Source organism: Serratia surfactantfaciens, assembly GCF_001642805.2.
GTDB lineage: Bacteria > Pseudomonadota > Gammaproteobacteria > Enterobacterales > Enterobacteriaceae > Serratia > Serratia surfactantfaciens.
Window position 1 is genome coordinate 3,701,600 of sequence record NZ_CP016948.1, and the last position, 24,033, is coordinate 3,725,632.

Annotated in this window: 23 protein-coding genes, 1 tRNA gene and 1 pseudogene; 18 read left to right on the top strand and 7 right to left on the bottom strand. The window is 58.1% G+C overall.

Features of this window, described 5'->3' with window-relative positions:
• Window positions 1-9 precede the first annotated feature (9 nt).
• The 3 genes from gshB to ruvX all read left to right on the top strand — a co-directional run bounded on the left by gshB (window position 10) and on the right by ruvX (window position 2,079).
• Entirely contained in the window at window positions 10-960 is a 951-nt protein-coding gene (gshB, locus tag ATE40_RS17375) for a glutathione synthase (protein ID WP_015379045.1), read from the top strand.
• A gap of 133 nt (window positions 961-1,093) precedes the next feature.
• Complete coding sequence (locus ATE40_RS17380; protein ID WP_004937452.1) at window positions 1,094-1,657, top strand: YqgE/AlgH family protein; 564 nt, start codon at window positions 1,094-1,096, stop codon at window positions 1,655-1,657.
• On the top strand, window positions 1,657-2,079 hold the full coding sequence (ruvX, locus tag ATE40_RS17385; protein WP_019456088.1) for a Holliday junction resolvase RuvX: 423 nt from the start codon (window positions 1,657-1,659) through the stop codon (window positions 2,077-2,079). The genes ATE40_RS17380 and ruvX overlap by 1 nt, the downstream gene beginning before the upstream one ends.
• Here the strand turns inward: ruvX and ATE40_RS17390 are convergent.
• Window positions 2,076-3,098 (bottom strand): type IV pilus twitching motility protein PilT, encoded by a 1,023-nt coding sequence (locus tag ATE40_RS17390; protein WP_063919692.1) that lies wholly within the window; start codon window positions 3,096-3,098, stop codon window positions 2,076-2,078. The genes ruvX and ATE40_RS17390 overlap by 4 nt on opposite strands.
• Before the next feature lie 20 nt (window positions 3,099-3,118).
• On the opposite strand from ATE40_RS17390, the gene ATE40_RS17395 reads away from it, so the two are divergent.
• Genes ATE40_RS17395 through hemW form a run of 6 tightly spaced genes read left to right on the top strand, consistent with a single transcriptional unit; the run spans window position 3,119 to window position 7,287 of the window.
• The gene (locus ATE40_RS17395) at window positions 3,119-3,826 is read left to right on the top strand and encodes a YggS family pyridoxal phosphate-dependent enzyme (RefSeq protein WP_063919693.1); all 708 of its coding nucleotides are present in this window, start codon (window positions 3,119-3,121) and stop codon (window positions 3,824-3,826) included.
• 20 nt (window positions 3,827-3,846) lie between these two features.
• Window positions 3,847-4,668, top strand: coding sequence for a pyrroline-5-carboxylate reductase (gene proC / locus ATE40_RS17400; RefSeq protein WP_019456091.1), 822 nt, complete (start codon window positions 3,847-3,849; stop codon window positions 4,666-4,668).
• 31 nt (window positions 4,669-4,699) lie between these two features.
• Complete coding sequence (locus ATE40_RS17405) at window positions 4,700-5,254, top strand: YggT family protein (protein ID WP_019456092.1); 555 nt, start codon at window positions 4,700-4,702, stop codon at window positions 5,252-5,254.
• The gene (gene yggU / locus ATE40_RS17410) at window positions 5,251-5,541 is read left to right on the top strand and encodes a DUF167 family protein YggU (protein ID WP_025160357.1); all 291 of its coding nucleotides are present in this window, start codon (window positions 5,251-5,253) and stop codon (window positions 5,539-5,541) included. Before ATE40_RS17405 ends, yggU begins: the two co-directional genes overlap by 4 nt.
• 17 nt (window positions 5,542-5,558) lie before the next feature.
• Window positions 5,559-6,152, top strand: a complete 594-nt coding sequence (locus ATE40_RS17415) for an XTP/dITP diphosphatase (RefSeq protein ID WP_019456094.1) — start codon at window positions 5,559-5,561, stop codon at window positions 6,150-6,152.
• The gene (gene hemW / locus ATE40_RS17420; RefSeq protein ID WP_019456095.1) at window positions 6,145-7,287 is read left to right on the top strand and encodes a radical SAM family heme chaperone HemW; all 1,143 of its coding nucleotides are present in this window, start codon (window positions 6,145-6,147) and stop codon (window positions 7,285-7,287) included. Before ATE40_RS17415 ends, hemW begins: the two co-directional genes overlap by 8 nt.
• A gap of 36 nt (window positions 7,288-7,323) precedes the next feature.
• Here hemW and ATE40_RS17425 read toward each other — a convergent pair whose 3' ends face one another.
• The 5 genes from ATE40_RS17425 to trmB form a co-directional block, all read right to left on the bottom strand.
• Window positions 7,324-7,758 (bottom strand): DUF29 domain-containing protein, encoded by a 435-nt coding sequence (locus ATE40_RS17425; protein WP_019456096.1) that lies wholly within the window; start codon window positions 7,756-7,758, stop codon window positions 7,324-7,326.
• A 100-nt stretch (window positions 7,759-7,858) separates the two neighbouring features.
• Complete coding sequence (locus tag ATE40_RS17430; RefSeq protein ID WP_060441034.1) at window positions 7,859-8,581, bottom strand: YggN family protein; 723 nt, start codon at window positions 8,579-8,581, stop codon at window positions 7,859-7,861.
• A 30-nt stretch (window positions 8,582-8,611) separates the two neighbouring features.
• Window positions 8,612-9,535 (bottom strand): glutaminase B, encoded by a 924-nt coding sequence (gene glsB / locus ATE40_RS17435; protein WP_004937414.1) that lies wholly within the window; start codon window positions 9,533-9,535, stop codon window positions 8,612-8,614.
• Window positions 9,536-9,630: 95 nt separating this feature from the next.
• Entirely contained in the window at window positions 9,631-9,957 is a 327-nt protein-coding gene (locus tag ATE40_RS17440) for a YggL family protein (RefSeq protein WP_019456098.1), read from the bottom strand.
• Complete coding sequence (gene trmB / locus ATE40_RS17445) at window positions 9,957-10,676, bottom strand: tRNA (guanosine(46)-N7)-methyltransferase TrmB (RefSeq protein ID WP_019456099.1); 720 nt, start codon at window positions 10,674-10,676, stop codon at window positions 9,957-9,959. Before trmB ends, ATE40_RS17440 begins: the two co-directional genes overlap by 1 nt.
• A gap of 177 nt (window positions 10,677-10,853) precedes the next feature.
• On the opposite strand from trmB, the gene mutY reads away from it, so the two are divergent.
• The 3 genes from mutY to mltC all read left to right on the top strand — a co-directional run bounded on the left by mutY (window position 10,854) and on the right by mltC (window position 13,363).
• Window positions 10,854-11,954 carry an A/G-specific adenine glycosylase gene (gene mutY, locus ATE40_RS17450; protein WP_230329026.1) on the top strand — a complete coding sequence of 367 codons (1,101 nt, stop codon included), beginning with the start codon at window positions 10,854-10,856 and terminating at the stop codon, window positions 11,952-11,954.
• The gene (locus tag ATE40_RS17455; RefSeq protein ID WP_004937404.1) at window positions 11,951-12,223 is read left to right on the top strand and encodes an oxidative damage protection protein; all 273 of its coding nucleotides are present in this window, start codon (window positions 11,951-11,953) and stop codon (window positions 12,221-12,223) included. Before mutY ends, ATE40_RS17455 begins: the two co-directional genes overlap by 4 nt.
• A gap of 63 nt (window positions 12,224-12,286) precedes the next feature.
• Window positions 12,287-13,363, top strand: coding sequence for a membrane-bound lytic murein transglycosylase MltC (gene mltC, locus ATE40_RS17460; protein ID WP_025160359.1), 1,077 nt, complete (start codon window positions 12,287-12,289; stop codon window positions 13,361-13,363).
• Between the two features lie 50 nt (window positions 13,364-13,413).
• Here the strand turns inward: mltC and speF are convergent, their stop codons facing one another.
• On the bottom strand, window positions 13,414-15,579 hold the full coding sequence (speF, locus tag ATE40_RS17465) for an ornithine decarboxylase SpeF (protein WP_063919695.1): 2,166 nt from the start codon (window positions 15,577-15,579) through the stop codon (window positions 13,414-13,416).
• Between the two features lie 703 nt (window positions 15,580-16,282).
• On the opposite strand from speF, the gene ATE40_RS17470 reads away from it, so the two are divergent.
• The 6 genes and pseudogenes from ATE40_RS17470 (at window position 16,283) to ATE40_RS17495 (ending at window position 24,012) form a co-directional block, all read left to right on the top strand.
• Window positions 16,283-16,358: transfer RNA gene (locus tag ATE40_RS17470), tRNA-Phe, on the top strand.
• A gap of 19 nt (window positions 16,359-16,377) precedes the next feature.
• Window positions 16,378-17,894 (top strand): annotated as a pseudogene (tkt, locus tag ATE40_RS17475) (transketolase); the annotation flags it as partial.
• 1,526 nt (window positions 17,895-19,420) lie between these two features.
• Window positions 19,421-20,716: a lysine N(6)-hydroxylase/L-ornithine N(5)-oxygenase family protein gene (locus tag ATE40_RS17480; RefSeq protein ID WP_063918748.1), complete on the top strand. Its 1,296-nt coding sequence runs from the start codon at window positions 19,421-19,423 to the stop codon at window positions 20,714-20,716.
• Between the two features lie 40 nt (window positions 20,717-20,756).
• Window positions 20,757-21,641, top strand: coding sequence for an ATP-grasp fold amidoligase family protein (locus ATE40_RS17485; RefSeq protein WP_063918747.1), 885 nt, complete (start codon window positions 20,757-20,759; stop codon window positions 21,639-21,641).
• Between the two features lie 617 nt (window positions 21,642-22,258).
• A complete protein-coding gene (locus tag ATE40_RS17490) occupies window positions 22,259-23,173 on the top strand; it encodes an alpha/beta hydrolase (protein WP_063918746.1) in 915 nt (304 codons plus the stop codon).
• Between the two features lie 428 nt (window positions 23,174-23,601).
• Window positions 23,602-24,012 carry a GNAT family N-acetyltransferase gene (locus ATE40_RS17495; protein ID WP_019453029.1) on the top strand — a complete coding sequence of 137 codons (411 nt, stop codon included), beginning with the start codon at window positions 23,602-23,604 and terminating at the stop codon, window positions 24,010-24,012.
• Window positions 24,013-24,033 lie beyond the last annotated feature (21 nt).

The following is a 24,033-nucleotide window of genomic DNA, read 5'->3' on the forward strand; positions in this document are numbered from 1 at the left end:
GGAGAAAAGATGATTAAGCTCGGCATCGTGATGGACCCAATCGATTCCATCAACATCAAGAAAGACACCAGCTTCGCCATGCTGCTCGAAGCGCAGCGCCGCGGTTACGAATTGCACTACATGGAGATGAACGATCTCTATCTGCATGCCGGTGACGGGCGCGCCCGCACCCGCCTGCTGAGCGTGAAGGAAGACAAGGAGAGCTGGTTCAGCTTCGGCGCCGAGCAGGATCTGGCACTGCACGAGCTGGACGTGATCCTGATGCGCAAGGATCCGCCGTTCGATACCGAATACATCTACGCGACCTACATTCTGGAACGCGCCGAGGTTAAAGGCACGCTGGTGGTCAACAAGCCGCAAAGCCTGCGCGATTGCAACGAGAAGCTGTTCACCGCCTGGTTCCCGGAGCTGACGCCGGATACGCTGGTCAGCCGCAGCGCCGCGCACATCCGCAAATTCCACCAGCAGCACGGCGACATCATCCTGAAGCCGCTGGACGGCATGGGCGGCGCGTCGATCTTCCGCGTGAAGCAGGACGATCCTAACCTGTCGGTGATCATCGAAACCCTGACCGAACACGGCAGCCGTTTCTGCATGGCGCAGAACTTCCTGCCGGCGATCAAGGACGGTGACAAGCGCATCCTGGTCGTCGACGGCGAGCCGGTGCCTTACTGCCTGGCGCGCATTCCGGCGCAGGGCGAGACCCGCGGCAACCTGGCGGCCGGCGGCCGTGGCGAAGCGCGCCCGCTGAGCGAGAGCGACTGGAAAATCGCCCGCACCGTCGCCCCGACGCTGAAAGAGAAAGGGCTGATCTTCGTCGGCCTGGACGTGATCGGCGACCGCCTGACTGAAATCAACGTCACCAGCCCGACCTGCGCGCGCGAGATCGAAGCGGCATTCCCGATTTCGATTACCGGCATGCTGATGGACGCCATTGAAAAGCGCCTGGCGGCGAAGTAATGCGCAATGCGGGCGGCATGCCGCCCGCTGTTCTGCATCGCGCCCGCCAAAGCGCGCCTTGAAAGGCGGCGGGTATAGCCGCATACTGGCGGCTGTTTATTTTCTCACCCATTGATTACCTTATACTAACGCCATGAATTTACAGCACCATTTTCTGATCGCCATGCCAACCTTGCAGGATCCTCGCTTCAAACGCTCGGTGATTTATATCTGCGAGCACAATGAAGAAGGCGCCATGGGTTTGGTGATCAATAAACCGGTGGAGCAATTCACGGTAGCCACGGTGCTGAGCAAGCTGAAGATCATGCCGCCTGCGCGCGATCCGGCCATCAGCCTGGACAAACCGGTGTTCGCCGGCGGCCCCCTGGCGGACGATCGTGGGTTTATCCTGCATACGCCGCGCCACGGCTTCGGCGCCAGCATTCAAATTTCTCCCAACACCATGATCACCACCTCGAAAGACGTGCTGGAGACGCTCGGCACCCCGGAACAACCGGACGACGTGCTGGTGGCGCTGGGCTATGCAGGTTGGGAAAAGGGCCAGCTGGAGCAAGAGGTGTTGGAAAACGCCTGGCTGACCATCGAAGCCAACACCGACATTCTGTTCCGCACGCCGATCGCCAGCCGCTGGCGCGAGGCGGGGAACCTTCTGGGCATCGATATTCGCAGCATCGCCAACCACGCAGGACACGCCTGATGAGCAACCGCACCATTATCGCCTTCGACTTCGGCACCAAAAGCATCGGCGCGGCCATCGGCCAGGAGCTGACCGGCAGCGCTCGCGCACTGGCGGCGTTCAAAGCGCAGGACGGTTCGCCGGACTGGCTGAAAATTGAAAAACTGCTGAAGGAGTGGCAGCCGGATCTGGTGGTGGTCGGCCTGCCGCTGAACATGGACGGCACCGAACAGCCCGTTACCGCCCAGGCGCGCAAATTCGCCAATCGCCTGCACGGCCGTTTCGGCATCCAGATCGAGCTGCAAGACGAGCGCCTGAGCACCGTAGAAGCGCGCGCCAACCTGTTCGATCGCGGCGGCTTCCGCGCACTCGATAAAGGCAGCGTGGACTCCGCCTCCGCGGTGGTGATCCTCGAAAGCTGGTTCGAACGGCAGCTGGGCTAAAAGCCCGCCCTCTCCCCCGCGTTATCCCCCAGCAAACCGACGTCGATCCGCTGCTGCAAACCTTGCTCAAAGGTTTGCATGCCGGACTGCGCGCCGGTTTGCAACACGCTCGCCAGCTGATGCGTTTTCCCTTCGCGGATCAGGCTGCTGACCGCCGCCGTCGCCGTCAGCACTTCGAAGATCGCCACTCGCCCGCCGCCGGGCCGTCTCATCAGCTTTTGCGCGATCACCGCCTGCAGGCTGCCCGCCAGTTGGGCGCGCACATAGGGTTTCTCGTCCGCCGGAAACACGTCCACCAGCCGCTCCACCGCCTGCGGCGCGCTGCGGGTGTGCAGCGTCGCCAGCACCAGGTGGCCGGTCTCCGCCGCGGTGAGCGCCAGCCGGATAGTGGCGACATCACGCAGCTCGCCCAGCAGGATCACGTCGGGATCTTCGCGCAGCGCGGCGCGTAACGCCGCATCGAAGCTGTGGCTGTCGCGGCCGATCTCTCGCTGCTGGATCAGCGATCGTCGGCTGCGGTGCAGGAATTCGATCGGATCTTCCAGCGTCAGAATGTGCCGCTGCTGATGCCGGTTGATCTCGTCGATCATCGCCGCCAGCGTGGTGGATTTACCGCTGCCCGTGGCGCCGCTGATCAGGATCAAGCCGTCGTCGCGCTGCAGCAGCGCCGGGACGATGGCCGGCGCCGCCAGCTCGGCAAGCGAGGGCGACTGCCCGGCGATGTGCCGCAACGCGAGAGACATCCCCGCGCTTTGTTGAAAAACATTGGCGCGCAGCCGCTCCCCGCCCGGCCGGTGCAACGCCAGATCGATCTGCCCCAACCGCTGCAGGCTCTCGCGCTGCTGCGCATTCAGCAATTCGTCGCAGAGGGTCTGCACGCCTTGCGCCGTCAGCGTTGGCGCCGCCGCCAGCGGCTGCAGTTCACCGTCGATGCGCAACATCGGCGGATGACCGGCACAAAGGTGCAGATCGGAAGCATTATGCTTTACACTAAGGGCCACGAATTCATCGATATCCATATCACTCTCCCGGGTCAATAATGAGCACTATCCAACAGAACCTGCAGGATGTCAGAAACCGCATCGCGGCCGCCGCGCAAAACTGCGCGCGGGCGCCAGAAGAAGTTGCCCTGCTTGCCGTCAGCAAAACCAAACCTGTGGCGGCGATCGCAGAAGCCATCGCCGCTGGCCAGCGCGCCTTCGGCGAGAACTACGTGCAGGAAGGGGTAGACAAGATCCGGTATTTCGCCGAATCGCCGCAGGGCGGCGAGCTGGTGTGGCACTTTATCGGCCCGCTGCAATCCAATAAGAGTCGGCTGGTGGCGGAACACTTCGCCTGGTGCCATACCGTGGATCGGCTGCGCATCGCCCAGCGCCTGAGCGATCAGCGCCCGGCCGACATGCCGCCGCTCAACGTGCTGATTCAAATCAACATCAGCGACGAGCAAAGCAAATCCGGCATCGCGCTGGCCGAACTGCCGGCGCTGGCCGAGGCGATCGCCGCGCTGCCGAACCTGGCGCTGCGCGGCCTGATGGCCATCCCGGCACCGGAAGCAGATTATCAGCGGCAGCTGGCGGTATTCAGCCGGATGAACGACGCATTTCTCGCCCTGCGTCAGCGTTATCCGCAGGTCGATACGCTGTCGATGGGCATGACGGACGACATGGCGGCGGCGATCGCCGCCGGCAGCACCCTGGTGCGCATCGGCACCGCAATTTTTGGCGCCCGCGACTACTCGCAGGCCTGACAAAACAGACGAGGGATTTGATGCAACATCGCAAGATTACCTTTATCGGCGCCGGCAACATGGCGCGTGCAATCATCGCCGGCCTGGTGGCGGGCGGCTATCCGGCCAAATCCATCAGCGTCTGCGCCCCTTCGCCGAAAAACCGTGACGCGCTGGCGGCGGACTACGGCATCGTCAGCAGCGGCGACAACATCGCCTGCGCGCGCGAGGCCGACGTGGTGGTGCTGGCGGTCAAACCGCAGATGATGGCCGACGTGTGCCAACCGCTGCGCGAGCAGGTCGATTTCAGCGGCAAACTGGTGCTGTCGATCGCCGCCGGCATTCAGGTCAGCCGGTTCTATCAGCTGCTGGGCGACAAGCTGGACATCGTGCGCATCATGCCCAACACCCCGTCGCTGGTCGGCAAAGGTATGAGCGGGCTGTACGCGCCAGCGCAGGTCAGCCAGCAGGATCGCGATTACACCGGCGATTTAATGGCGTCGGTCGGTAAAGTTTGCTGGGTAGATGACGAAAATGGCATCAACGGTGTGATCGCCGCCGCGGGCAGCGCCCCGGCTTATTTCTTCCTGTTTATGGAAGCGATGCAAAAAGAAGCCGAGCGCATGGGCTTCGATAGCCAGACCGCGCGCGATCTGGTGCAGCAGGCCGCTTCCGGCGCCGCCGCGCTGGTTGAAGCCAACCCGGATACGCCGCTGGGCACGCTGCGCGAGCAGGTGACCTCCAAAGGCGGCACCACCGCCGAAGCGCTGCGGGTGTTCAACGAACGCCAGCTGCCGGAAACCGTGGCGCAAGCGATGCAGGCCGCCGTTTCCCGTGCGCAAGAGATGGAAAAATTATTTTAAATAACCACGAGTTAAGGAGAAGGACCACTTCATGCTAACGCTGACTTTCCTGGTCAAGACCGTTGTTGATCTGTACGTGATGGTGCTGTTGCTGCGCATTTGGATGCAGTGGGCACGCACCGATTTTTACAACCCGTTCTCGCAGTTTGTGGTGAAGATCACCCAGCCGGTGGTCGGCCCGCTGCGCCGCATCCTCCCGTCGCTGGGGCCTATCGACAGCGCTTCGCTGTTGCTGGCATTCCTGCTGATGACCATCAAGTACCCGCTGCTGCTGCTGATCCAGGACGGCGCGATATCGCTCAGCCCCTATAACCTGCTGTTCGGCCTGATCTCGCTGGTGAAGTCCGTCGGCTACCTGATCTTCTGGGTGATGATCATTCGCGCGCTGATGAGCTGGGTAAGCCAGGGCCGCAGCCCGATCGACTACGTGATGTACCAGTTGACCGAACCCTTGATGGCGCCGATCCGCCGCATCATCCCGGCGATGGGCGGCATCGACTTTTCCGCCATGGTGGTGATCCTGATCCTCTATCTGCTCAACTACCTGGGCATGGATCTGTTCCCCCAACTTTGGTTCCTGCTGTGAGTGCAGTCACTTCGGTGCTGGACGGGCTGGCGATCAGGCTATATATTCAGCCGAAAGCCAGCCGCGACCAAATTATCGGCTTGCATGGCGACGAACTGAAAGTCGCCATCACCGCCCCGCCGGTCGACGGCCAAGCCAACGCCCATCTGATCAAGTTTATCGCCAAGCAGTTCAAAGTGGCGAAAAGCAACGTCACCATCGAGAAAGGCGAACTGGGGCGGCATAAACAGTTACGCATCGTGAATCCGCAACAGCTCCCCGCCGTGGTCGCGGCGCTCATCGAATAATTTTCAAGGTAGTCATTATGCAAAAAGTCGTTCTTGCCACCGGTAATCCGGGCAAAGTGCGCGAACTCGCCGACCTGTTGGCCGATTTCGGCCTGGACGTGGTCGCGCAAACCGATCTGGGCGTGGAATCTGCCGAAGAGACCGGCCTGACGTTTATCGAAAACGCCATTCTGAAAGCGCGCCATGCGGCACAGGTCACCGGCCTGCCGGCGATCGCCGACGACTCCGGCCTGGCGGTCGACGCGCTGGGCGGCGCGCCGGGCATCTACTCCGCACGCTACGCCGGTGAAGACGCCGACGATCGGCAGAACCTCGACAAGCTGCTGGCGGCGCTGAAAGACGTGGCGCCAGGCCAGCGCGGCGCGCAATTCCACTGCGTGCTGGTCTATCTGCGCCACGCGCAAGACCCGACGCCGCTGGTGTTCCACGGCAGCTGGGCCGGCGAGATCGCCGAGCAGGCAGCAGGTGAAGGCGGCTTCGGTTACGATCCTGTCTTCTACGTGCCGGAACTGGGCCGCACCGCCGCCGAGCTGAGCCGCGACGAAAAGCGGGCGATTTCTCACCGCGGCAAGGCGCTGAAGCTGATGTTGGAAACCCTGCGCAATGCTTAAGCTGCCCCCGCTGAGTCTCTATATCCACATCCCGTGGTGCGTGCAGAAATGCCCGTACTGCGATTTCAACTCCCATGCGCTGAAGGGTGACGTGCCGCATCAGGAGTATGTCGATCATCTGTTGGCGGATCTGGATGCCGATCTGCCGCTGGCCGGCGGCCGGGAGATAAGCACCATATTTATCGGCGGCGGCACCCCCAGCCTGCTGAGCGCCGAGGCGATGCAAGCCTTGCTGGACGGCGTGCGGGCGCGCATTCGCGTCGCCGACGACGCCGAGATCACCATGGAAGCCAACCCCGGCACCGTGGAGGCCGATCGCTTCAGCGGCTACCAGCGCGCCGGCGTCAACCGCATCTCCATCGGGGTGCAGAGCTTCAGCGCCGAGAAGCTGACCCGCCTGGGGCGCATCCACGGCCCGGAAGAGGCCAAGCGCGCGGCGACTCTGGCGACCGGCCTCGGCCTGCGCAGCTTCAACCTCGATCTGATGCACGGCCTGCCGGACCAGTCGCTGGAAGAGGCGCTGGACGATCTGCGCCAGGCTATCGCCCTCAACCCGCCGCACCTGTCGTGGTATCAGCTTACCATCGAGCCGAACACCCTGTTCAGTTCACGCCCGCCGGTTTTGCCGGACGACGATGCGCTGTGGGACATCTTCGAACGTGGTCACCAGCTGTTGAGCGCCGCCGGCTATCAGCAGTACGAAACCTCGGCCTACGCCAAGCCGGGCTACCAATGCCAACACAATCTCAATTACTGGCGCTTCGGCGACTATCTGGGGATCGGCTGCGGCGCGCACGGCAAGGTGACCTTCAGCGACGGCCGCATCCTGCGCACCGCCAAGACCAAACACCCGCGCGGCTTCATGCGTGGCGACTACATGGACAAGCAGCATGAGGTGGCGGCGGCGGATCGGCCGTTCGAGTTCTTCATGAACCGCTTCCGCTTGCTGGAAGCCGCGCCGCGCGCCGACTTCGTCAACTACACCGGGCTGGCGGAAAGCGTCATTCGCCCTCAGTTGGACGAGGCATTGGCCAAAAGCTATCTGGAGGAAACCGCGGAGCACTGGCAGATCACCGAGAAGGGCAAACTGTTCCTCAACTCGCTGCTGGAGCTGTTCCTGGCGGACGACGAGTAAAAAAAAGCGCTGAATGATCAGCGCTTTTTATTGGTGTTAATCCGGGTAAAACGTCTGAGACAGAATCTGCTGAGTTTCCCAGATGCCGTTTTCCGGATAGACATCCAGCCCAGTTTCGGCCGTAGCGAGCGCAACGGCCTTCGACCAGACGACATCCAGCCAATCAGCATCGCCCAGTTTACCTTTTAGGCTAGGCGACTCTTTCAAGCTGTAAAGCACCTCTTTACGCTGCGCTTTAATCGTTCTCTCCCAGCTGGTTCCGCGCCTGGCCGGCTGATATTTCCATTTAAGCAAATGTGCAATCAGCACCGTCATCCGGCTAGCAAGTTCCCTTTGCTCGCTCTTCCCCACGTCCTCAATCTCCTCGGCGATCTTTTCAATATCGATCTCAGACAATTTTCCGGAGCGCAAAAGAGCGGCCTGTTCATTTGCCCAGGCAACAACATCGGTTTCGTAGCGTGTATGGCTCATAGCGTCCTCCGTCAACATCCATAAATCTGTACGTAGTTTAACCAGTCTGTCAGATAAGCTTCAGAAGGTCAAAAAACAGACTACCGAGAAGGTTCTTAAATCATTTCAACGCCTTCAGCAGATCCTTGCGCTGAGTTTCCAGTGCGGTGACGCGGTTGCACACATCGTGGCCGAAGTTCTGGAAGTCCTGCTCCTGGTTGTTCCACTCGTTCTGGATCGCCTTCTGCAAGCCACCCAGGTTGCCCATGATCGCCTGCAGCGGGTTGCCGCCGCTGTTGGCAGCCTGTTTGACGCCCATCTCGTTCAGGCTGTCCTGCAGCACGCCGCCCATGCTCTGCTGCACGATGTTGCGGCCGTCCTGTTCCACCTGGTCGATCGCCTTGTGGTGGAAGGTCAGGCCGTCGCTGCGGTGCTCGATGATACGGTTCATTTGCTGTTTCAGCTGGCCATTCAGGGTGGTCAGGCGGTTGCGCACGTTGCTGTTGCTGCCCAGCTCTTTGACAATCACCTTATCCAGCGCCGAGCGGGCTTTCTCCAGGTGTTTCTGCGCGCCGTCGTCGATCCACGGCAGCTGCTTGCGCAGCGCGCTCTGGTAACTGAAGGCTTTCTGCCGCTGGCTGTCGTTCAGGCTCAGCGCCTGGCCGTTGCGGATCACGTCGCCGTCCGGCGAGATTTGCAGGTCGCCGCTGGCGCCTTTCACCTGCACGCTTTGCGGGCTGATGATCACATCGTCCTGGGGTTTAACGCTGCATTGGTACTCGGCGTGGGCCTGCGCGGCAGTCGCCGCCAGCAGCAGTAAGGCTAACCCGGTTTTCTTCAACATAGCTTCTCCTGACTCCCATCCAGATTGGGATTAAAAAATCGAACGACCGATACGTTGAGACAACAGTTCCAGCGCCGCAGTTCCCGCCAACGAGTTGCCGGATGCATCCAGCTCCGGCGACCAGACGACGATCGACAGCTCATCCGGCACGATGGCCACGATGCCGCCGCCCACGCCGGACTTGCCAGGCATTCCCACCCGATAGGCGAATTCGCCGGCACCGTCGTACATGCCGCTGGTCATCATCAGGGCGTTGATCTGCCGGGCCTGCAGCGGGCTGATCACCGCCTCGCCGCTGAGATCGCGGCCGTGGTTAGCCAGATAGACGAAGCTGCGCGCCAGTTCCACGCAGCTCATGCGCAGCGCGCAGTAGTGGAAATAGGTTTGCAGCACGGTGATCACGTCGTTTTCGAAGTTGCCGAACGACTTCATCAGATAGGCGATGGCCGCATTGCGATCGGAGTGTTCGAACTCGGAGCGCGCCACCCGCAGGTCATAGGCCAGATCGTCTTCGCCAGCCAACTGACGCACCACCTCCAGCATGCGCTGTTTGGGGGCGCTGAGCCGGGTTTGCAGCATGTCGCACACCACCAGCGCGCCGGGGTTGATAAACGGATTGCGCGGTTTGCCCTGCTCCATCTCCAGCTGTAGCAGCGAGTTGAACGGCAGGCCGGAAGGCTCTTTGCCCACACGCCGCCAGATCTCAGGCTCCTGATAGCGCGTCAGCGCCAGCGTCAGGCTCAGCACTTTAGAGATCGACTGGATAGAGAAGCGCTCCGCGGCGTCGCCGGCCTGGAACAGTTCACCGTCCACCGTGCAAACGGCGATCGCCAACCGGTCGGCGGGCACTTCTGCCAATGCAGGGATGTAGTCGGCCACTTTCCCCTGGCCAATCAGTGGGCGCACCTGTTGCAGGATCTCCTCCAGCAACGCGTTATCCAATGTTGTTACCACCTCGGTCACACTCCGGGCAAAACAAAGGCGCCGTTAAGGCACCTTAGATCAATAAAACGGCGCGGCACGAAGCCGCGCTCACCGGGCAAGCGCGATCAATCCCACCAGATATCGAACAGATCGCTGACCTTAACGTCGGTCAGTTTGCGCGCTTCCAGCCAGTTTTTCACCAGCTCGCGCTGCTCATCGGTGCAGTGGCCGATCTTCTGCAGGCAGATCAGACCTTCCCACTGCAGGTAGCCGCTGCCGTCAAACGCCAGACCGTTCGGCTCGATCACTTCATCGATGAAGGTATCCAGCGTGCTGTCGATGTCTTCCACCGACGTGCCTTCGGCGAAGCGCCAGGCTACGGAGAAACCCAGCTCCTGAAACTCTTCAATGTGCAATTTTTTACGTAAACGACGACTGCGGTTCTTAGCCATTATTCTTTCCTCTCAAACATCAAGTCCCAAACGCCATGTCCCAGGCGCTGGCCGCGTAATTCAAATTTCGTCAGCGGGCGTGAATCCGGACGCGGCACGTAATCATTATCGCTGGAAAGATTACGATAGCCTGCGACCCCGTTCATAACCTCTAACATATGTTCCGCATAAGGTTGCCAATCGGTGGCCATGTGGAAGACGCCGCCGGTCTTCAGTTTGCGCAGTACCAGTTCGACAAACGGCGTTTGCACGATGCGGCGCTTGTTGTGGCGCGCCTTGTGCCACGGATCGGGGAAGAACAGCTGCACCATGTCCAGCGAGCCGTCCGGGATCATGTTTTCCAGCACTTCAACCGCGTCGTGACACATCACGCGCAGGTTGCTCAGCTCCGCCTCGTGGGCGTCGGCCAGGCAGGCGCCCACGCCCGGCGAGTGCACCTCAATCCCTAAAAAGTTCTGCTGCGGGTTGTTGCCCGCCATGGTCACCAGCGAGGCGCCCATGCCAAAACCGATCTCCAGCACCGTCGGCGCTTCGCGGCCAAACAGCGCGGCGAGATCGACAGCTTCAGCCTGATACTCCACGCCCATCACCGGCCAATAGTTCTCCAGCGCGTGCTGCTGGCCTTTGGTCAGCCGCCCCTGGCGGCGGACAAAACTGCGGATACGGCGCATCGCGCGGCCGTTCTCATCAAATTCCGGGGAGATGACGTCATTAATCATAGTGCTTTCTGTCTGTTTGGCTGCCAATTAGGGAAACGCGCATTATGCAAAGATACATTGGTTTAGCAAGTGTTCATCTTCTGTACCCGCCGTGCGGCGTCGGAAAGTTCCGGTTTACAGCATCATGACTCTATGCTGCAATCTCGCTTCATTTTCTGCCGGATAACGACTCTGCTCATGATGCAAGCACAACAATTCGCACAGGTGGTGCTTGACTGGTACCAGCGCTACGGCCGCAAAACCCTGCCGTGGCAGCTGGAGAAAACCGCCTATCAAGTATGGCTCTCCGAGGTGATGTTGCAACAGACTCAGGTTGCCACCGTCATTCCTTATTTTCAGCGCTTTATGGCTCGTTTTCCCAACGTGCGTGCGCTGGCGGAAGCCCCGCTGGACGAAGTGTTGCATCTATGGACCGGTCTCGGCTATTACGCCCGCGCCCGCAACCTGCACAAGGCGGCGCAGACCATTGTCTCACAGCACGGCGGCGAGTTCCCGACAACCTTCGAAGAAATCGCCGATTTGCCGGGCGTCGGCCGCTCCACCGCCGGCGCGGTGCTGTCGTTGGCGCTGGGCCAACACTATCCGATCCTCGACGGCAACGTGAAGCGCGTGCTGGCCCGCTGCTACGCGGTGGAAGGCTGGCCGGGCAAGAAAGAGGTCGAAAACCGGCTGTGGAAAATCAGCGAAGAGGTCACCCCGGCACAGGGCGTCGGCCAGTTCAACCAGGCGATGATGGATCTGGGCGCCATGGTCTGCACCCGCTCCAAACCCAAGTGTGAACTCTGCCCGCTCAACGTCGGCTGCCTGTCTTACGCCAATCACAGCTGGGCCAACTACCCCGGCAAGAAACCCAAGCAGACCCTACCGGAAAAAACCGCTTATTTCTTGTTGCTGCAGCACGGCGACCGCGTGTGGCTGGAACAACGCCCGGCGGTGGGCCTGTGGGGCGGCCTGTTCTGCTTCCCGCAGTTCAGCGCGCGCGTGGATTTGGAACTCTGGCTGCAGCAGCGCGGTCTGAAAGGCAAGCGCCTCGAGCAGTTGACCGCGTTTCGCCACACGTTCAGCCATTTCCATCTCGATATCGTGCCGATGTGGCTGTCGCTCGATGCGGCGGGCAGCGGCATGGATGAGGGCGCAGGTCTCTGGTATAACTTAGCGCAGCCGCCATCGGTCGGGCTGGCAGCGCCGGTGGATCGCCTGTTGCAACAGCTGGCGAAGCAGCCCCCGATCCAACAAAACTTATATGGCGATAGCGCCATCGATGAGGAATTAGCATGAGCCGCACCATTTTTTGTACTTTCCTGCAGCGCGACGCCGAAGGCCAGGATTTCCAGCTTTATCCGGGCGACGTCGGCAAACGCATCTACAACGAGATCTCCAAGGAGGCCTGGGGCGAGTGGATGAAGAAGCAGACCATGCTGATCAACGAGAAGAAGCTGAACATGATGAACGTGGACGACCGCAAGCTGCTGGAAGAGGAAATGATCAAGTTCCTGTTCGAAGGACACGACGTGCACATCGAAGGCTATACGCCGCCGAGCGAATAACGCTGTTGGGGCCAGGCGCTGGCCCGCTTCAATCCTCTTATACTTCTTCCAAACGGCTTTAAGATGAAGAAAATTTTAGCTTTGCTCGTAATAGCGCCTTTGCTGATCTCCTGTTCCGGCAAAAAAAGTGAAGAAATCAACGAAGCCTGGATCAAAGATACCAACGGCTTCGACATTCTGATGGGCCAATTCGCCCACAACATCGAGAACATCTGGGGTCTGAACGAAGTTCTGATCGCCGGGCCAAAAGACTACGTCAAGTACACCGACCAATACCAAACCCGCAGCCACATCAACTTCGACACCGGCGCCATTACCATCGAGACCATCGCCACCACCGATCCGGCCGCGCATCTGCGCCAGGCGATCATCAGCACGCTGCTGATGGGTGACGATCCGGGCTCCATCGATCTCTATTCTGACGCCAACGATATCCAGATCAGCAAAGAGCCGTTCCTGTATGGCCAGGTGCTGGATAACAAAGGCGCGCCGATCCGCTGGGAATGGCGCGCGGCGCACTTCGCCGATTATCTGCTGCAGACCAAGCTGCAAAAACGCACCTCCGGCCTGCACGTGATCTACTCGGTCACCATCCAGCTGGTACCTAACCACCTGGACAAACGTGCGCACAAATACCTGCCGATGGTGCGCAAGGCGTCGGAAAAATACGGCGTGGACGAGTCGCTGATTCTGGCGATCATGCAGACCGAATCGAGCTTCAACCCGTATGCGGTGAGCGGTTCTGACGCACTGGGCCTGATGCAGGTCATGCAGCATAGCGCCGGCAAGGACGTCTTCCAGATGCGCGGCAAGTGGGGCGTGCCGAGCCGCAGCTACCTGTTCGATCCGGAAAACAACATCGACACCGGCACCGCCTATCTGGCGATCCTGCAAAACAACTACCTGGGCGGCATTCAGAACCCGACCTCGCGCCGCTATGCGGTGATCACCGCCTACAACGGCGGCGCAGGCAGCGTGCTGCGGGTGTTCTCCAGCGACAGAACGCGCGCGGTGGGCATCATCAACGGCATGCAGCCGGGCGACGTGTACCAAACGCTGACCACCAAACACCCGGCCGCCGAGTCGCGCCGCTATCTGGTGAAAGTGAATACCGCACAGAAGAGCTACCGCAGAAAGTAACGCTTCCCGCGTGGATAAATGAGAAGGGCCGGTGCGAACCGGCCCTTTTTTTACTGCTTGATCATATAACCGAAGATGCGCTTCCAGCCGTGATCTTTCTTCTCGATGTAGACCCCCTGCAGCTCCGGCGAGAAGCCCGGCAGGCGGTTGATGCCCTCCTCCAGCGCCAGGAAGTAGCGCTGCACCGCCCCGCCCCACACTTCACCCGGCACCACGCACAGCACGCCCGGCGGATACGGCAAGGCCCCTTCCGCCGCGATGCGCCCTGCAGCCTGGCCGATCGGCACCAGCTCGACGTTGTCGCGGATAAACTCCACGTTGGCGTCCTGCGGGTTCATCACCACCGGCGGGAAATGATCCTGACGGAACATCTCTTTTTGCAGCTGTTTGACGTCAAAGCTGACGTACAGATCGTGCATCTCCTGACACAGCCGACGAATGCTGTAGCCACGATAACGTTGCTCGTTCTTGCGGTACACCGTCGGCAGCACCACGCTCAGCGGCGCATCTTCTTCAACATAGCGTTCGAACTGCGCCAGCATATCCACCAGCTGCTCCATCTTGGCCGGGTTCTCCGCCGGGGTCAGCAGGAACAGGATCGAGTTGAGATCGCACTTCTCCGGCACGATGCCGTTCTCGCGCAGGAAGTTGGCCAGAATGGTGGCCGGCACGCCGAACGCGGTGTATTGGCCGGTCGTGGCGTCAATACCCGGCGTAGTCAGCAGCAGCTTGCACGGATCGACCAAATACTGATCCTGGGCATAGCCTTCAAAGCCGTGCCACGTTTCCCCCGGCACGAAGGTGAAGAAGCGCGCGTCGTTGGCGATCAGATCGGTATCGTGATCCTGCCAATCTTTGCCCGCCACCTGCTGCGGAATAAACGGTTTCAGTTGGGAACAGCGCTTGAGCAGCTGTTTGCGCGTCTCGATGCCCAGCTTGACGCAGTCCATCCACATGCGGCGCCCGGCGGGGCCGGCGTGCATCTTGGCGTTGACGTCCAGCGCGGCGAACAGCGGATAGAACGGACTGGTCGACGCATGCAGCATAAACGCATTGTTCAGATGCTTATGGTTGCAGTGGCGCTTTTGCCCTTTGATATGGTCGTCTTTCTTATGGATCTGCGACGTCTGCGAGAACCCCGCCTGCTGCTTATGCACCGACTGAGTGACGAAGATGCCCGGATCGTGCTCGTCCAGCTCCAGCAGCAGCGGCGAGCACTCTTTCAGCATCGGAATAAAACCCTCGTAGCCCACCCAGGCGGAGTCGAACAGAATGTAATCGCACAGGTGGCCGATGGTGTCGATCACCTGGCGAGCGTTGTAAATCGTGCCGTCGTAGGTGCCGAGCTGAATGATAGCCAGCCGGAACGGCCGCGCTGCCGCAGCCTTCTCCGGCGCCACTTCGCGGATCTGCTCGCGCAGGTAACGTTCGTCGAAGCAGTGCGCATCGATGCCGCCGATAAAACCGAACGGGTTGCGGGCGGTTTCCAGATAGACCGGCGTAGCACCGGCCTGGATCAGCGCCCCGTGGTGGTTGGATTTATGGTTGTTGCGATCGAACAGCACCAGATCGCCGCGGGTCAGCAGCGCATTGGTCACCACTTTGTTGGCCGCCGAGGTGCCGTTGAGCACGAAGTAGGTTTTATCGGCGTTGAACACCCGCGCCGCGTGCTTCTGCGCATCTTTGGCCGAGCCTTCATGGATCAGCAGATCGCCCAGCTTGACGTCAGCGTTGCACATGTCGGAACGGAAAAGGGTTTCACCGTAGAAATCGAAAAACTGCCGGCCGGCCGGGTGCTTGCGGAAAAACTCGCCGCCCTGGTGCCCCGGGCATGCAAAGGTAGAATTTTCCATCTCGACGTAGGTCTTCAGCGTTTTGAAGAACGGCGGCAGCAGCGCCTGCTCATAGGCATCGGCAGCGGCCTCCAGCTGCGCCATGTAGAACGGCTTGCTGGCGCCGGCCAGCAGCGCGAACACCCCACTGACGAACGGCAGATAGTCCGGGGAAAGATGCTCGTCCCCTTCCACCGCCACGAAGGTCGGAATGTCGAACCCCGTCGCCTGCAAGCGCGCCAGAATGCCGGCGTTCACGTCGGCGACCGACACCACCACCGCCGCCACGTCGGTGTAATCCGTCTGCTCTACGCGCACGATCTGGCGCAGCGTCTCAATGGTGGCGACCAGGCTGGCGCTGGTCGCGATTTTCAATTCTTTCATCATGCTGACTCTCAAACGGTGAAGGATGAGGGTGTGCCACCGGCACGGTAATGAGATAACGCGGTTATCCCGGCAAAAGCGATGCCCGGGCACGGCAGCATAAGCGACGTGCGTGACCGCCTCATGATCGGGGATCGTGACGGTTATCGGAGGAACTGATCTGGGCAGCGTCCGACAGGCATCAGTAAAATCAGGGCCGCAGCGCTGGCTTTACGCATGCCTAACAGCGAGCATCAGGCGGGCTTACCGCATGGCCGGCAGGCGTATTCGGACGGATGACGTACGGAGGAAGCAGCGACGGAACGGTGGCGGCGTCAGATGTCTGGAGCACGAAAGCGTTTGAGCGACAAAACCAGTCATGCCAATAACCCTCTGACTTATAAGAAGCGTGAACACCGTCAGGGAACGGAGAGTGCTAAAATTTGCGCAATGATTGCATGATTCGCTGCGGGGTTCAAGCAAGAGTCATCTTGATTGAGCGTCCGTTGATTAAACCTTAATACGCTGTTATTTAAATAGAATTATATATAAACCCATTTCCTTTACTGTATAAATACACGTTTTATATGCATATTTATTGGATAACAATCGCCGCCTGCCTCACCCCACACCTGGCTCGCTGCCTGAAAATAGAGCAACCGATCGGCTTTGTGACAGAAAGCGATTGACGCCATCCGGCCAATACGGTTTAATGCGCCCCGTTGCCCGGATAGCTCAGTCGGTAGAGCAGGGGATTGAAAATCCCCGTGTCCTTGGTTCGATTCCGAGTCCGGGCACCATATTTAGAGAACCCAGCCTATGGCACTCAGCATGGACGCCGTACAAAAAGCAAATTCCGGCCACCCGGGTGCCCCTATGGGCATGGCGGACATCGCCGAAGTCCTGTGGCGTGACTACCTCAACCACAACCCGACTAACCCGCACTGGGCTGACCGCGACCGTTTCGTGCTCTCCAACGGCCACGGCTCCATGTTGATTTACAGCCTCCTGCACCTCACCGGCTACGACCTGCCGATGCGCGAGCTGGAGAACTTCCGTCAGCTGCATTCCAAAACCCCGGGCCACCCGGAGTACGGCTACACCCCGGGCGTTGAGACCACCACCGGCCCGCTGGGCCAGGGCATCGCCAACGCCGTCGGCTTCGCCATCGCCGAACGCACCCTGGCGGCGCAGTTCAACCGCCCTGGCCACGACATCGTCGACCACCACACCTACGCCTTCATGGGCGACGGCTGCATGATGGAAGGTATCTCGCACGAAGTCTGCTCCCTGGCCGGCACCCTCAAGCTCGGCAAGCTGACCGCTTTCTACGATGACAACGGCATCTCCATCGACGGCCACGTCGACGGCTGGTTCACCGACGACACCGCCCTGCGTTTCGAAGCCTACGGCTGGCACGTGGTGCGCAACGTCGACGGCCACAACCCGGACGCCATCAAGGCGGCGATTGAAGAAGCCCGCAAGGTGACCGACAAGCCGTCGCTGCTGATGTGCAAGACCGTTATCGGCTTCGGTTCGCCGAACAAGGCCGGTACCCATGACGTGCACGGCGCCGCGCTGGGCGCAGCCGAAGTGGCCGCCACCCGCGAAGCGCTGGGCTGGAAATACGCCGCCTTTGAAATCCCGCAGGACATCTACGCCCAGTGGGACGCCAAGGAAGCCGGTCAGGCCAAGGAAGCGGCCTGGAACGACAAGTTCGCCGCCTACGCCAAGGCCTTCCCGGAGCAGGCTGCCGAGTTCAAGCGCCGCATGAACGGCGAGCTGCCGGCCGACTGGAAAGCCGACGCCAAAGCGTTCGTGGAAAAACTGCAGGCCAACCCGGCCAACATCGCCAGCCGCAAGGCGTCGCAGAACGCGCTGGAAGCGTTCGGCAAGGTGCTGCCGGAGTTCCTGGGCGGCTCCGCCGACCTGGCGCCGAGCAACCTGACCATGTGGTCCGGCTCGAAAGCGCTGAACGTTGACCCGGCGGGCAACTACATTCATTACGGCGTGCGCGAGTTCGGCATGACCGCCATCACCAACGGCATCGCGCTGCACGGCGGCTTCCTGCCGTACTCGGCGACCTTCCTGATGTTCGTGGAATACGCCCGCAACGCGGTGCGCATGGCGGCGCTGATGAAGCTGCGCAACGTGTTCGTCTACACCCACGACTCCATCGGTCTGGGCGAAGACGGCCCGACCCACCAGCCGGTGGAGCAGCTGGCGAGCCTGCGCGTGACCCCGAACATGAGCACCTGGCGCCCGTGCGACCAGGTGGAATAGAGAACCCAGCCTATGGCTGGGTTTTTGCTTTTCAGAGACAGGACTCTCCATCGAACTGCGTTCGATTATTCGGCCAAAGGCCTCACCCTGCGGGCCAGCGCTGAAGCGCTGTTCAACACGGCGCCAGCGCCGGTTGTCCGAGTCCGGGCACCATCTTCAGAAGAACCCGCCTATGGCGGGTTTTTTGCTTTCTGGGGTACGGACTCTCCATCGAACTGCGTTCGATTATTCGGCCTAAAGGCCTCACCCTGCAGGCCAGCGCTGAAGCGCTGTTCAACACGGCGCCAGCGCCGGTTGTCCGAGTCCGGTCGCCCTATTCAAAAGAACCCGCCTATGGCGGGTTTTTCGCTTTCTGGGTTCGCGCTACCCGACCGTACAGGTTCTGATTAATAAAATGCTATCTGAATTATTAAAAATATTACTCAGCTAATAAATCTCCCGCAAAAATTCCGTTCCTCCCGTGCATATCCATTAGCCAAAAAGTGAATGCCCTCCTCATTACACGCGGAAGGTGTATTGATCATGCTCAGTCAAATGAGTAGTGGAGGAAAGAGAGGCAGAACAGCAAACGGCATTATTTACGAATAGGCCGTAGTTTTAATAAAAAATAAAGCTAAATATATTGCCTTACATAGAGTAATAACGCAGGTCTATGCACATCCCTGACCAGACAGTTTTTCACTCTGGCTGGAGAGTAGAAATGCATGGAGTTAACCGGGCTCTCCACTTGGTTGCCCTGCGGGTTAAATGCCAGTCACGATGGCCAAACGGATTGTCGGATAGAACTCGCTAGCCTGGTCGCCGTACCAGAATCTTTCGCAGCCGGCTCGAGCAATCACCCTCCCCTGGCAATCGTTGCCCTCATTAGTTAAACAAAAGGTAAACCCAAGAGTTAACGCGAACAATCCATGCCCACGGGTTTATGCAACGGGTGGGTAAAATCTTACTGTTTAGCGCGGTAATAAGGAAAAACCAGGGGAAAAATGCCAGGCTCGACTCCGGTTAACTGGCGCGCCACGCCCCAGCGGAACAAAATCAACCCATTGAATTTATTTAAAAAACAGAAATAAAAACCAATCGATTTTATAATTTCACTTCTGATTTCATATTTTCAAAAAGCACCCGGCTTCTAATATCACGTTATTTCACCTTCCCAGCGCCTATTTTAAGGCTATCCTAAGCAACAAATACCTGATCTCAGAAATGCCAGACGAACGCAGGCTGGCGCATACAGCAGAAAAACAGATGAGTACCCGAACGGTTGACCTCTTCCCCAAGGTTACTGTTTTCATGACGTGATGAATCAGGTTTATCAGATTCTTACTTAAGAATATTAATTAAATACACACGCAAGCTTTCATAGGGATTTTCATGGAAAGAAAACACCCGTAGCCTTTACCTTATGCGCTACCGAATTTTAAACGGACATTTAAAAATACGACATTTTTAACCCGTGCAATTTTTAATCACATTTAATTCGTGAAGTTTACTTATAAGAAAAAGACAGCCTGGTTGCTATGAGCCACCCCATCTGCAGCCGTATTTCTGGGTATTATTCTCATTATACTGGAGCTTATTAATGAATCAGCGTTTGGATATCATCGGTATTGGCCTTGGCCCGTCGAATCTTAGCCTGGCGGCCTTAGGGAGTGAAATAGAGGGATTTACGGGGCAATTCCTTGAACGCAAACCTCATTTCTCTTGGCATCCAGGGATGATCCTGGCGGATTGCAGCATGCAGACCAACTTTTTAAAAGATTTGGTGAGCGCAGTTGCCCCAACCAACCCCTATAGTTTTCTCAACTATCTGGTAAAAAACAGAAAGTTCTACCGATTCCTGACAACGGAACAGCGCACCGCGTCGCGTGAAGAATTCGCCGATTACCTCACCTGGGCCGCGAGCGGAATGGGATCGTTGGCGTTCAATCAAGACGTTCAGCGGGTCGAGTTTGACGATCGGGAACGCCAATTCGTGGTCACGACCTCAAATGCAGTATTCCACGCCAGACACGTAAGCATAGGTATTGGTAAGAAAATAAAGTTGCCGGACTGCGTGACGGCGCAAAACGATCGCTGTTTCCATGCCAGCGAAATGATGCTGCGCAACCCCAACCTGGCAGGCAAACGCGTGGCGATCGTCGGCGGTGGCCAGAGCGGCGCGGATCTGTTCCTGAATATTTTTAAAGGGGAATGGGGGCAGCCGGAACAACTCGACTGGATATCACGGCGCAATAATTACAACGCGCTTGATGAAGCGGCCTTTGCCAACGAATATTTCACGCCTGATTACGTCGAGAGCTTTTACTCGCTCGATAGCGCGGCCAAGCGGCATATGCTGGCCGAGCAGAAGATGACCTCAGACGGCATCACCAGCGAATCGCTGCTGGCCATTTATCGTGCCATGTACCACCGCTTCGATGTATTGCGCGAGAAATTATGGGTGCGCCTGCTGCCCAGCCGTTCGCTAACGGCCTTGAAGCACACGCTGGATAACGCCTACCAACTCGAAACGCACCATCATCTCGATCATGGCCAGGAAGCCTTCAAGGCGGACGTGGTGATCTTTGCTACCGGTTATCAATCGGCGACGCCAGAGTTCCTTGAACCTTTAGCCCACCGTTTATTGACCACTGCCGACGGCGAATACCGCATAGCCCCTGATTTTACCTTTGAGTGGGAAGGCCCTGCGGAGAACTGTTTATTCGCCATGAACGCCAGTATGCATAATCACGGCATTGCCGATCCTCAGTTGAGCCTGATGGCGTGGCGATCGGCTCGCATTCTTAATCGGGCGTTAGATCACCAGCCATTTGATCTGGGAACCACGCCGACCGCCATGCAATGGCGCAGTGAAAGCGTGTTACCCGCGCTTTAAGTCTTAATCATTGTCACTACGCTTTGATGGAATCAGGTATATGAAAAGACAAATCATTAAATTTATTACGAAGAATCTGGCCGTATTGGCCCCCGAATTCAAGGCCAGATTGCTCTACAAAAAGGCATTTGGCAAACCGTTAAACTTACAGGCGCCATCTACCTGGAATGAAAAGATCAATCACCTGAAGTTGAATGGCTATAGTCATAATGCGTTGGTGAAGCAGTGCGCGGATAAATACGCGGTAAGACAGTACATCAAAGATCAAGGGTGCGAAGAGATCCTTAATGAATTGTACTTTGCCTGTGACTCAGTAAGCGATATCCCGTGGGACTCATTGCCGGATAAGTTCGTGATCAAAGGGAATCATGGTTCCGGATATAACCTGATTTGCCAGAATAAAAAATTACTGAATATCAAGAGCGCTGCCAAATTGATCGATGGCTGGATGAGGGATGATTATTGGAAAACCTATGTAGAGCTCAACTACAAAGGAATACAAAAGAAGATCATTGGGGAGAAGTATATCGAATCGGCCAATGGCCACGGACCTGAAGACTATAAGATCTATTGCTTCCGCGGTGTGCCATACTGCACCTTGCTGTGCGTCGGCAGAGAGACCGGGTCGCCAAAATATTACTTCTTTGACAAAGATTTCAAGTTTCTGTGCTACAGCGAAGACTGCCAGGCATTAAACCAGGAACAGATAGACGCTTTCGTAAAACCTGAAGGTTACGACGAGCTGTTTGAGTATGCCGCACGCTTGTCGACGCCCTTCGAGTTTGTTCGCGTTGATTTCTACATTTCCAAAGGTCAGATCATTTTCGGCGAGCTGACCTTTACCCCTTCCGCCGGGTTGGATACGGATATCCTGCCGCCAACCGATGTTTTACTTGGCGAGATGTTGACGTTGCAACAGCACTGATTTTCAGCGGACAGCCGCTGAGGAGAAATACCGGCAGGCATTTTTGCAGCCCGCCAGCCGGTATTGCCTTAAGGATCATCGGGCCGATGATCCCGCCTGTTCCATACCGCCGTTACAGCACAGCTCCCAGCCTCCTGCCCCTCAGCCTGCCCAACACATGATTCAGGAACAATACCTCAGCCAGGCTGCATAACCGCTTGAAAAACAATGGCATTAATACATTAATAAGAATCGTTTACATATTTATAATAAAATGTTCTATATGTATAGGTAGCTATAATATAAGATACCGGAAAGTTTCCCTGGTGTTGTTGTGTGTCTTTGCCCTATTTTATAGGGCTTTTTTCACTGATATTATTGGATAACCTTGTGTTTACATGCCTTCACGCAGATTCTCTTCCTCACAAAAATCATAACCATTTCTAATTAATTTTAACCCCTCTTATTCCTGTACTCGCCAATAATAACAATGGGTTGCTATTAACTCTGCAAAGCGACTGACGGCCCGCTTGTGGGCTTCGGCCGCAATTCGCCGCCGGAATGCCCATCCAAAGGATAGGTTTTTACCGGGCGCGTACGGGTGCTAATATCGACTTTTTCCGAGGATGTTGACCTGCATGTTATTGTCTAACCGGAATTTTATTTCCGCGCTTCTGGCGCTCGCCATCGGCGTTGGGCTGCCGGGCAGCGTGCTGGCCAGGCCCGATCTGGAACGCAAGATCGGCGTTACCGTCGCCGATAGCGATTCAACGGATTACCGCTTCAGCGATCTGCGCTTCGCCTCCGCCGATGGCGAGCGGCATTATCGCATTCGTATCGCTCAGCCGCGTCAGGCGCCTGCGCCTGGTGGCTATCCAACGATTTATTTCCTCGACGGCAATGCGGTGCTAATGGAGCTGAACGCTGCCCTGCTGGCAAAACTGGCGGCGGCGAAGCGGCCGCCGGTGCTGGTCATGATCGGCTATGACAACGATCTGCGCATCGATGCCGCCGGCCGTGCCTACGACTATACGCTCCCTCTGCCGGCAAGCATGAAGAAACCGCCGCGGGCCGTGGGAGGCGCTGATGCCTTCTTGCAGTTGATTGAAACGCAGATCAAACCGGCGATCGCCGCCAAAATAGCGATCGATCCGCAGCGACAAACGCTGTGGGGGCACTCCTACGGCGGGCTCTTCGTTCTGCACACGCTATTCACCCGTCCCGCCGCCTTCCAGCGCTACATCGCCGTTGAGCCCTCGCTGTGGTGGGGGCAGGGTATGATCCTGCGGGAAGCGCAACAGATGATCGAACGGCGCCCGACGCTGGCGGCAAGTCTGCAATTATGGGTTGGTCTGGCGGAACGCGATCGCGCGGCACCGCCCGGCGTAAAGAACCCCGCGCTGCCGGCGGACGCGACGCATTTGCTGGCCGAACACCTGGCGCCGCTCAACGGCCTTGCCGTCGGCTACCGGGAATGGCCCGCCTTAGGGCATGGTGCCATGCTGGGCGCCACCATCGAGCCGGCGCTGCGCGGCGTCATATCAGAGGACTAAATCAGCGGATCAGCAGGTATCGGCCGCATTTTCATCTGCGACTCATATCTTCTGATAAGAAGAGTGTTTAATATCTGAGACAGAGAGTGGCCAACGTGGAATGGCTGCGGCAAAAACAAAGTGGCTCCCCCGTCGGCAAGTTAGCTTGCTCTATCCGGTGGAGCCATACAGTACTGCAGTTTTCCCGGTGGGGCCCTGGTGAGGCGCAAGATAGGAAAAGATGGTGTAAGCAGGGCATTTCAGCGTTTTAATACCGCCTGTTTCACTATTTTCTTCTCCCTGTGGCAGCTACTATAAGCGCCCTCTCACCTGGCGGAAAAGGGTGAAAACCACCCTTGAAATACATTAATGAAAGTGATATTAGAAGCGGTTAAGGCGAAAACGCCTAGTTCAGTTTTGAATAATTAAATCAGGGAATTATATTAAAAATGAATATTAATATCACCGACAAACCCAACCCGCAGGATGAAGAGTTCGTTATCGACAGTCTGTGGGCTCACAACCATAAAACCCAGCCCGTAGACATTCACCCGTTGTTCCTGACCGTTACCGACGACAATCAGCAGATCGTCGGCGGCCTGGTCGCGCGCACCTGGTGGGGCGGCCTGGAAGTGCAGTATCTGTGGGTCGGCGATCAATGCCGCAAAAGCGGTTACGGCCGCCAACTGATGCAGTTGGCCGAAGAAGAAGCCCGCAAACGCGGTTGCCACATGGCCTATGTCGATACCTTCGATTTCCAGGCCAGAGGCTTCTACGAAAAACTGGGCTACCGGGTCTACGGCGAACTGGGCGATTACGCACACCGCCACACCCGCCATTACCTGGCTAAAAGCCTGTAACGCGGCCTGAGCGGCGCAGAG

Excerpts from the sequence above, each read along its gene's own strand:
- ATE40_RS17395 (WP_063919693.1), top strand. The coding sequence starts at position 3,119 with ATGAGCACTATCCAACAGAACCTGCAGGATGTCAGAAACCGCATCGCG.
- ATE40_RS17455 (WP_004937404.1), top strand. The coding sequence starts at position 11,951 with ATGAGCCGCACCATTTTTTGTACTTTCCTGCAGCGCGACGCCGAAGGC.
- ATE40_RS17405 (WP_019456092.1), top strand. The coding sequence starts at position 4,700 with ATGCTAACGCTGACTTTCCTGGTCAAGACCGTTGTTGATCTGTACGTG.
- ATE40_RS17380 (WP_004937452.1), top strand. The coding sequence starts at position 1,094 with ATGAATTTACAGCACCATTTTCTGATCGCCATGCCAACCTTGCAGGAT.
- ATE40_RS17485 (WP_063918747.1), top strand. The coding sequence starts at position 20,757 with ATGAAAAGACAAATCATTAAATTTATTACGAAGAATCTGGCCGTATTG.
- mltC (WP_025160359.1), top strand. The coding sequence starts at position 12,287 with ATGAAGAAAATTTTAGCTTTGCTCGTAATAGCGCCTTTGCTGATCTCC.
- mutY (WP_230329026.1), top strand. The coding sequence starts at position 10,854 with ATGATGCAAGCACAACAATTCGCACAGGTGGTGCTTGACTGGTACCAG.
- ATE40_RS17490 (WP_063918746.1), top strand. The coding sequence starts at position 22,259 with ATGTTATTGTCTAACCGGAATTTTATTTCCGCGCTTCTGGCGCTCGCC.
- trmB (WP_019456099.1), bottom strand. The coding sequence starts at position 10,676 with ATGATTAATGACGTCATCTCCCCGGAATTTGATGAGAACGGCCGCGCG.
- ATE40_RS17415 (WP_019456094.1), top strand. The coding sequence starts at position 5,559 with ATGCAAAAAGTCGTTCTTGCCACCGGTAATCCGGGCAAAGTGCGCGAA.
- ATE40_RS17495 (WP_019453029.1), top strand. The coding sequence starts at position 23,602 with ATGAATATTAATATCACCGACAAACCCAACCCGCAGGATGAAGAGTTC.
- ATE40_RS17390 (WP_063919692.1), bottom strand. The coding sequence starts at position 3,098 with ATGGATATCGATGAATTCGTGGCCCTTAGTGTAAAGCATAATGCTTCC.
- hemW (WP_019456095.1), top strand. The coding sequence starts at position 6,145 with ATGCTTAAGCTGCCCCCGCTGAGTCTCTATATCCACATCCCGTGGTGC.
- ATE40_RS17425 (WP_019456096.1), bottom strand. The coding sequence starts at position 7,758 with ATGAGCCATACACGCTACGAAACCGATGTTGTTGCCTGGGCAAATGAA.
- ruvX (WP_019456088.1), top strand. The coding sequence starts at position 1,657 with ATGAGCAACCGCACCATTATCGCCTTCGACTTCGGCACCAAAAGCATC.
- ATE40_RS17440 (WP_019456098.1), bottom strand. The coding sequence starts at position 9,957 with ATGGCTAAGAACCGCAGTCGTCGTTTACGTAAAAAATTGCACATTGAA.
- ATE40_RS17430 (WP_060441034.1), bottom strand. The coding sequence starts at position 8,581 with ATGTTGAAGAAAACCGGGTTAGCCTTACTGCTGCTGGCGGCGACTGCC.
- ATE40_RS17480 (WP_063918748.1), top strand. The coding sequence starts at position 19,421 with ATGAATCAGCGTTTGGATATCATCGGTATTGGCCTTGGCCCGTCGAAT.
- speF (WP_063919695.1), bottom strand. The coding sequence starts at position 15,579 with ATGAAAGAATTGAAAATCGCGACCAGCGCCAGCCTGGTCGCCACCATT.
- gshB (WP_015379045.1), top strand. The coding sequence starts at position 10 with ATGATTAAGCTCGGCATCGTGATGGACCCAATCGATTCCATCAACATC.
- proC (WP_019456091.1), top strand. The coding sequence starts at position 3,847 with ATGCAACATCGCAAGATTACCTTTATCGGCGCCGGCAACATGGCGCGT.